The sequence below is a fragment of the Tenacibaculum sp. M1.3A genome, from assembly GCF_057732375.1.
This window is the reverse complement of the sequence record NZ_JBYJEF010000014.1, coordinates 1-5,603: the sequence shown is the minus strand read 5'-3', so window position 1 is coordinate 5,603 and position 5,603 is coordinate 1. Positions and strand designations below refer to the sequence as shown.

Here is a 5,603-nt window from a genome sequence, read left to right as displayed (position 1 = left end):
AAAATACTGGTTAAGATAGTTTTAATAAAATGTAAAAAATAAGTTAATTTTTTCTTGTTTGCTACTAATTAAAGAGAGTATCTTTGCAGTCCGATTTAGGGGAAATAGTTCATTAAAATGTTGTAAAAATAAATTTAAAAAAAGCTTCAAAAAGTTTTGTCAGTTTTAGAAAAGTTTATAGATTTGCAACCGCTTTGAGAAAGCGATACGATCAGGGAAATTTTGGAATGATTTTGAAATAAAAGTCAGTTAGTTCGAATCTAGCATTTCTACAAAATTAGGATTTATAACGAGTGTTTTACAGCATGAGTGCGATGCCCTAAAAGTTCATTGAAAATATTGAAATTGACAGCGTAAATAAAGAGTAGAATAACCACGTTCTAATTCGTTAGAACAAATTCTTTTGAAACTTATTCATTAATATTATTTAAAATATACAATGAAGAGTTTGATCCTGGCTCAGGATGAACGCTAGCGGCAGGCTTAACACATGCAAGTCGAGGGGTAACATTGTGCTTGCACAGATGACGACCGGCGAACGGGTGCGTAACGCGTATAGAATCTGCCTTGTACAGGAGGATAGCCTTTAGAAATGAAGATTAACACTCCATAATGTATTGAAGAGGCATCTCTTTAATATTAAACATTTATGGGTACAAGATGACTATGCGTCCTATTAGCTAGATGGTAAGGTAACGGCTTACCATGGCGACGATAGGTAGGGGGTCTGAGAGGATTATCCCCCACACTGGTACTGAGACACGGACCAGACTCCTACGGGAGGCAGCAGTGAGGAATATTGGTCAATGGAGGCAACTCTGAACCAGCCATGCCGCGTGCAGGATGACTGCCCTATGGGTTGTAAACTGCTTTTATACAGGAAGAAACAGTCGTACGTGTACGGCCTTGACGGTACTGTAAGAATAAGGACCGGCTAACTCCGTGCCAGCAGCCGCGGTAATACGGAGGGTCCAAGCGTTATCCGGAATCATTGGGTTTAAAGGGTCCGCAGGCGGTCAATTAAGTCAGAGGTGAAAGCCCATCGCTCAACGATGGAACTGCCTTTGATACTGGTTGACTTGAGTTATACGGAAGTAGATAGAATAAGTAGTGTAGCGGTGAAATGCATAGATATTACTTAGAATACCGATTGCGAAGGCAGTCTACTACGTATATACTGACGCTCATGGACGAAAGCGTGGGGAGCGAACAGGATTAGATACCCTGGTAGTCCACGCCGTAAACGATGGATACTAGTTGTTGGGTTTCGACTCAGTGACTAAGCGAAAGTGATAAGTATCCCACCTGGGGAGTACGGTCGCAAGACTGAAACTCAAAGGAATTGACGGGGGCCCGCACAAGCGGTGGAGCATGTGGTTTAATTCGATGATACGCGAGGAACCTTACCAGGGCTTAAATGTAGATTGACAGGCTGAGAGATCGGTTTTCCTTCGGGCAATTTACAAGGTGCTGCATGGTTGTCGTCAGCTCGTGCCGTGAGGTGTCAGGTTAAGTCCTATAACGAGCGCAACCCCTATTGTTAGTTGCTAACAGGTAATGCTGAGGACTCTAGCGAGACTGCCGGTGCAAACCGTGAGGAAGGTGGGGATGACGTCAAATCATCACGGCCCTTACGTCCTGGGCTACACACGTGCTACAATGGTATGGACAATGAGCAGCCACTGGGCGACCAGGAGCGAATCTATAAACCATATCACAGTTCGGATCGGAGTCTGCAACTCGACTCCGTGAAGCTGGAATCGCTAGTAATCGGATATCAGCCATGATCCGGTGAATACGTTCCCGGGCCTTGTACACACCGCCCGTCAAGCCATGGAAGCTGGGGGTGCCTGAAGTTCGTTACCGCAAGGAGCGACCTAGGGTAAAACTGGTAACTAGGGCTAAGTCGTAACAAGGTAGCCGTACCGGAAGGTGCGGCTGGAACACCTCCTTTCTAGAGAAAGATGGTGAGTTACAAAAGGGAAGTTTTACTCTTTGCTGTTAATTTTAAAAAAACACTAATAACAAGCTATTATAGTCTCATAGCTCAGCTGGTTAGAGCGCTACACTGATAATGTAGAGGTCGGCAGTTCGAGTCTGCCTGAGACTACAAAAAGGCAAGTTATTAGAAAGGAAATTCTGGAAACAAGAGGATTCGACATTCAAATCTGGATAGTAATCTAGAGTTTTATAATGGGGGATTAGCTCAGTTGGCTAGAGCGCTTGCCTTGCACGCAAGAGGTCATCGGTTCGACTCCGATATTCTCCACCAGGTAGCACCTAGAGGCAATTTGTAAAAATTGTTTCAGAGTGTTATAAGAATCAAGTTGATAAAATACTTATCAATTTCGATTCGCAATGTTCATTGACATATTGGTAAAATGATATCGTAAAGAAATCAAGATAGAGAGTTAATCGCAAGATTAACAAATATTTTTTATAATAAATTATAAAGAGCTCGTTCTAAATAGAGATATTTAGAGCAAAAAGTACAATAAGCTAAATAAGGGCGTATGGCGGATGCCTAGGCTTTCAGAGGCGATGAAGGACGCGATAAGCTGCGATAAGTAACGGGGAGAAGCACATATTTTATGATCCGTTAATTTCCGAATGGGGCAACCCGGTATGTTGAAGACATATCACCTCGTAAGAGGGGCAAACCCGGTGAACTGAAACATCTAAGTAACCGGAGGAAGAGAAAACAATAGTGATTCCGTTAGTAGTGGCGAGCGAACGCGGATTAGCCCAAACCATATTTGTTACGGCAAATATGGGGTTGTAGGGCTGCGAGATTAGAATCTAAGTGAACTAGAATTGTCTGGAAAGACAAACCAAAGATAGTGATAGTCTAGTATAGGTAAGCGAAGAAGATATAGCAGTACCCTGAGTAGTGCGGGACACGAGTAATCCTGTATGAATCCACCGGGACCATCCGGTAAGGCTAAATACTCCTGAAAGACCGATAGTGAACTAGTACCGTGAGGGAAAGGTGAAAAGAACCCTAAGTAAGGGAGTGAAATAGAACCTGAAACCGTACGCCTACAAGCGGTCGGAGCACATTTACTGTGTGACGGCGTGCCTTTTGCATAATGAGCCTACGAGTTACTGTTACTAGCAAGGTTAAGGATTTAAGGTCCGGAGCCGAAGCGAAAGCGAGTCTGAATAGGGCGACCATAGTTAGTAGTAGTAGACGCGAAACCGAGTGATCTACCCATGGGCAGGTTGAAGCTGTAGTAACATACAGTGGAGGACCGAACCAGTTGACGTTGAAAAGTCTTTGGATGACCTGTGGGTAGGGGTGAAAGGCCAATCAAACTCGGAAATAGCTCGTACTCCCCGAAATGCATTTAGGTGCAGCGTTGAGCGAAAATTTTATAGAGGTAGAGCTACTGATTGGATGCGGGGGCTTCACCGCCTACCAATTCCTGACAAACTCCGAATGCTATAAAATGTTACTCAGCAGTGAGGGCATGGGTGCTAAGGTCCATGTCCGAGAGGGAAAGAACCCAGACCATCAGCTAAGGTCCCCAAATATATGTTAAGTTGAACTAACGAGGTGAAACTGCTTAGACAGCTAGGATGTTGGCTTGGAAGCAGCCATTCATTTAAAGAGTGCGTAACAGCTCACTAGTCGAGCGGTTTTGCATGGATAATAATCGGGCATAAACATATTACCGAAGCTATGGATTTAGTTATTGAATTAACTAAGTGGTAGGGGAGCATTCTATTTGCGCCGAAGGTGTACTGTAAGGTATGCTGGAGCGGATAGAAAAGAAAATGTAGGCATAAGTAACGATAAAGGGGGCGAGAAACCCCCTCACCGAAAGACTAAGGTTTCCTCAGCGATGCTAATCAGCTGAGGGTTAGTCGGGTCCTAAGGCGAATCCGAAGGGAGTAGTCGATGGATAACAGGTTAATATTCCTGTACTTCTTATAATTGCGATGGGGTGACGGAGTATTGAAAGCACCGCGAACTGACGGAATAGTTCGTTGAAACATGTAGCTATTAGGACTGTAGGTAAATCCGCAGATCTAGGTGAAGTGTGATAGTACAACAAATCTTCGGATGCGTTGATAGTGTGCCTAAAAGCTTCCAAGAAAAACCTCTAAGCTTCAGATTATGAGAACCCGTACCGTAAACCGACACAGGTAGTTGGGATGAGAATTCTAAGGTGCTCGAGTGATTCATGGCTAAGGAACTAGGCAAAATCGACCCGTAACTTCGGGAGAAGGGTCGCCCATCTTCGGATGGGCCGCAGTGAAAAGGTCCAGGCGACTGTTTATCAAAAACACAGGGCTTTGCTAAATTGAAAGATGATGTATAAGGCCTGACACCTGCCCGGTGCTGGAAGGTTAAGTGGAGTTGTTAGCTTCGGCGAAGCAATGAAATGAAGCCCCAGTAAACGGCGGCCGTAACTATAACGGTCCTAAGGTAGCGAAATTCCTTGTCGGGTAAGTTCCGACCTGCACGAATGGTGCAACGATCTGGACACTGTCTCAGCCATGAGCTCGGTGAAATTGTAGTATCGGTGAAGATGCCGATTACCCGCAGCGGGACGAAAAGACCCCGTGAACCTTTACTATAGCTTCGTATTGGTTTTGGATAAGTAATGTGTAGGATAGGTGGGAGACTATGAAGCGGCGTCGCTAGGCGTTGTGGAGTTGTCCTTGAAATACCACCCTTTGCTTATCTAGAGTCTAACTCAGCAATGAGAACAGTGCGTGGTGGGTAGTTTGACTGGGGTGGTCGCCTCCAAAAGAGTAACGGAGGCTTCTAAAGGTTCCCTCAGCACGTTTGGTAACCGTGCGTAGAGTGCAATGGCATAAGGGAGCTTGACTGAGAGACATACAGGTCGATCAGGTACGAAAGTAGAGCATAGTGATCCGGTGGTTCCGCATGGAAGGGCCATCGCTCAAAGGATAAAAGGTACTCCGGGGATAACAGGCTGATCTCCCCCAAGAGCTCACATCGACGGGGGGGTTTGGCACCTCGATGTCGGCTCGTCACATCCTGGGGCTGGAGAAGGTCCCAAGGGTTGGGCTGTTCGCCCATTAAAGTGGCACGCGAGCTGGGTTCAGAACGTCGTGAGACAGTTCGGTCTCTATCTGCTGTGGGCGTTAGAAATTTGAGTGGATTTGACTTTAGTACGAGAGGACCGAGTTGAACTAACCTCTGGTGTATCTGTTGTTCCGCCAGGAGCATTGCAGAGTAGCTACGTTGGGAAGGGATAAGCGCTGAAAGCATATAAGCGCGAAACCCACCACAAGATGAGATTTCTTTAAAGGGTCGTGGAAGATTACCACGTTGATAGGCTATAGGTGTAAAGGCAGTAATGTCATAGCCAAGTAGTACTAATAACCCATAGGCTTATGTATAGTTCCCGGTCTTCGGACCGGGACGCAAACTCTTTTGATAATTTACGATATGATTTTACTAATATGTTAACTTATACAGTTGAAATATACTGAACGATTTAAGGTGATTATCGCAATGGGGCTCACCTCTTTCCATCCCGAACAGAGAAGTTAAGCCCATTTGCGCCGATGGTACTGCCAATGGTGGGAGAGTAGGTCGTTGCCTTTCTTTTAAACCTCAATCTTTA

General features: G+C 45.2%; 2 tRNA genes and 3 rRNA genes. All 5 read left to right on the top strand.

The window, feature by feature from the left end:
- The first annotated feature begins 436 nt into the window (after positions 1–436).
- Positions 437–1,954 (top strand): 16S ribosomal RNA (locus AC28QF_RS13770).
- An 82-nt stretch (positions 1,955–2,036) separates the two neighbouring features.
- A tRNA-Ile gene (locus AC28QF_RS13765) sits at positions 2,037–2,110 on the top strand.
- 85 nt (positions 2,111–2,195) lie between these two features.
- A tRNA-Ala gene (locus tag AC28QF_RS13760) sits at positions 2,196–2,272 on the top strand.
- Between the two features lie 220 nt (positions 2,273–2,492).
- Positions 2,493–5,376 (top strand): 23S ribosomal RNA (locus AC28QF_RS13755).
- Between the two features lie 99 nt (positions 5,377–5,475).
- A 5S ribosomal RNA gene (gene rrf / locus AC28QF_RS13750) occupies positions 5,476–5,584 on the top strand.
- The 16S, 23S and 5S rRNA genes sit together here with 2 tRNA genes alongside, the layout of an rRNA operon.
- The last annotated feature ends 19 nt before the right edge of the window (positions 5,585–5,603 follow it).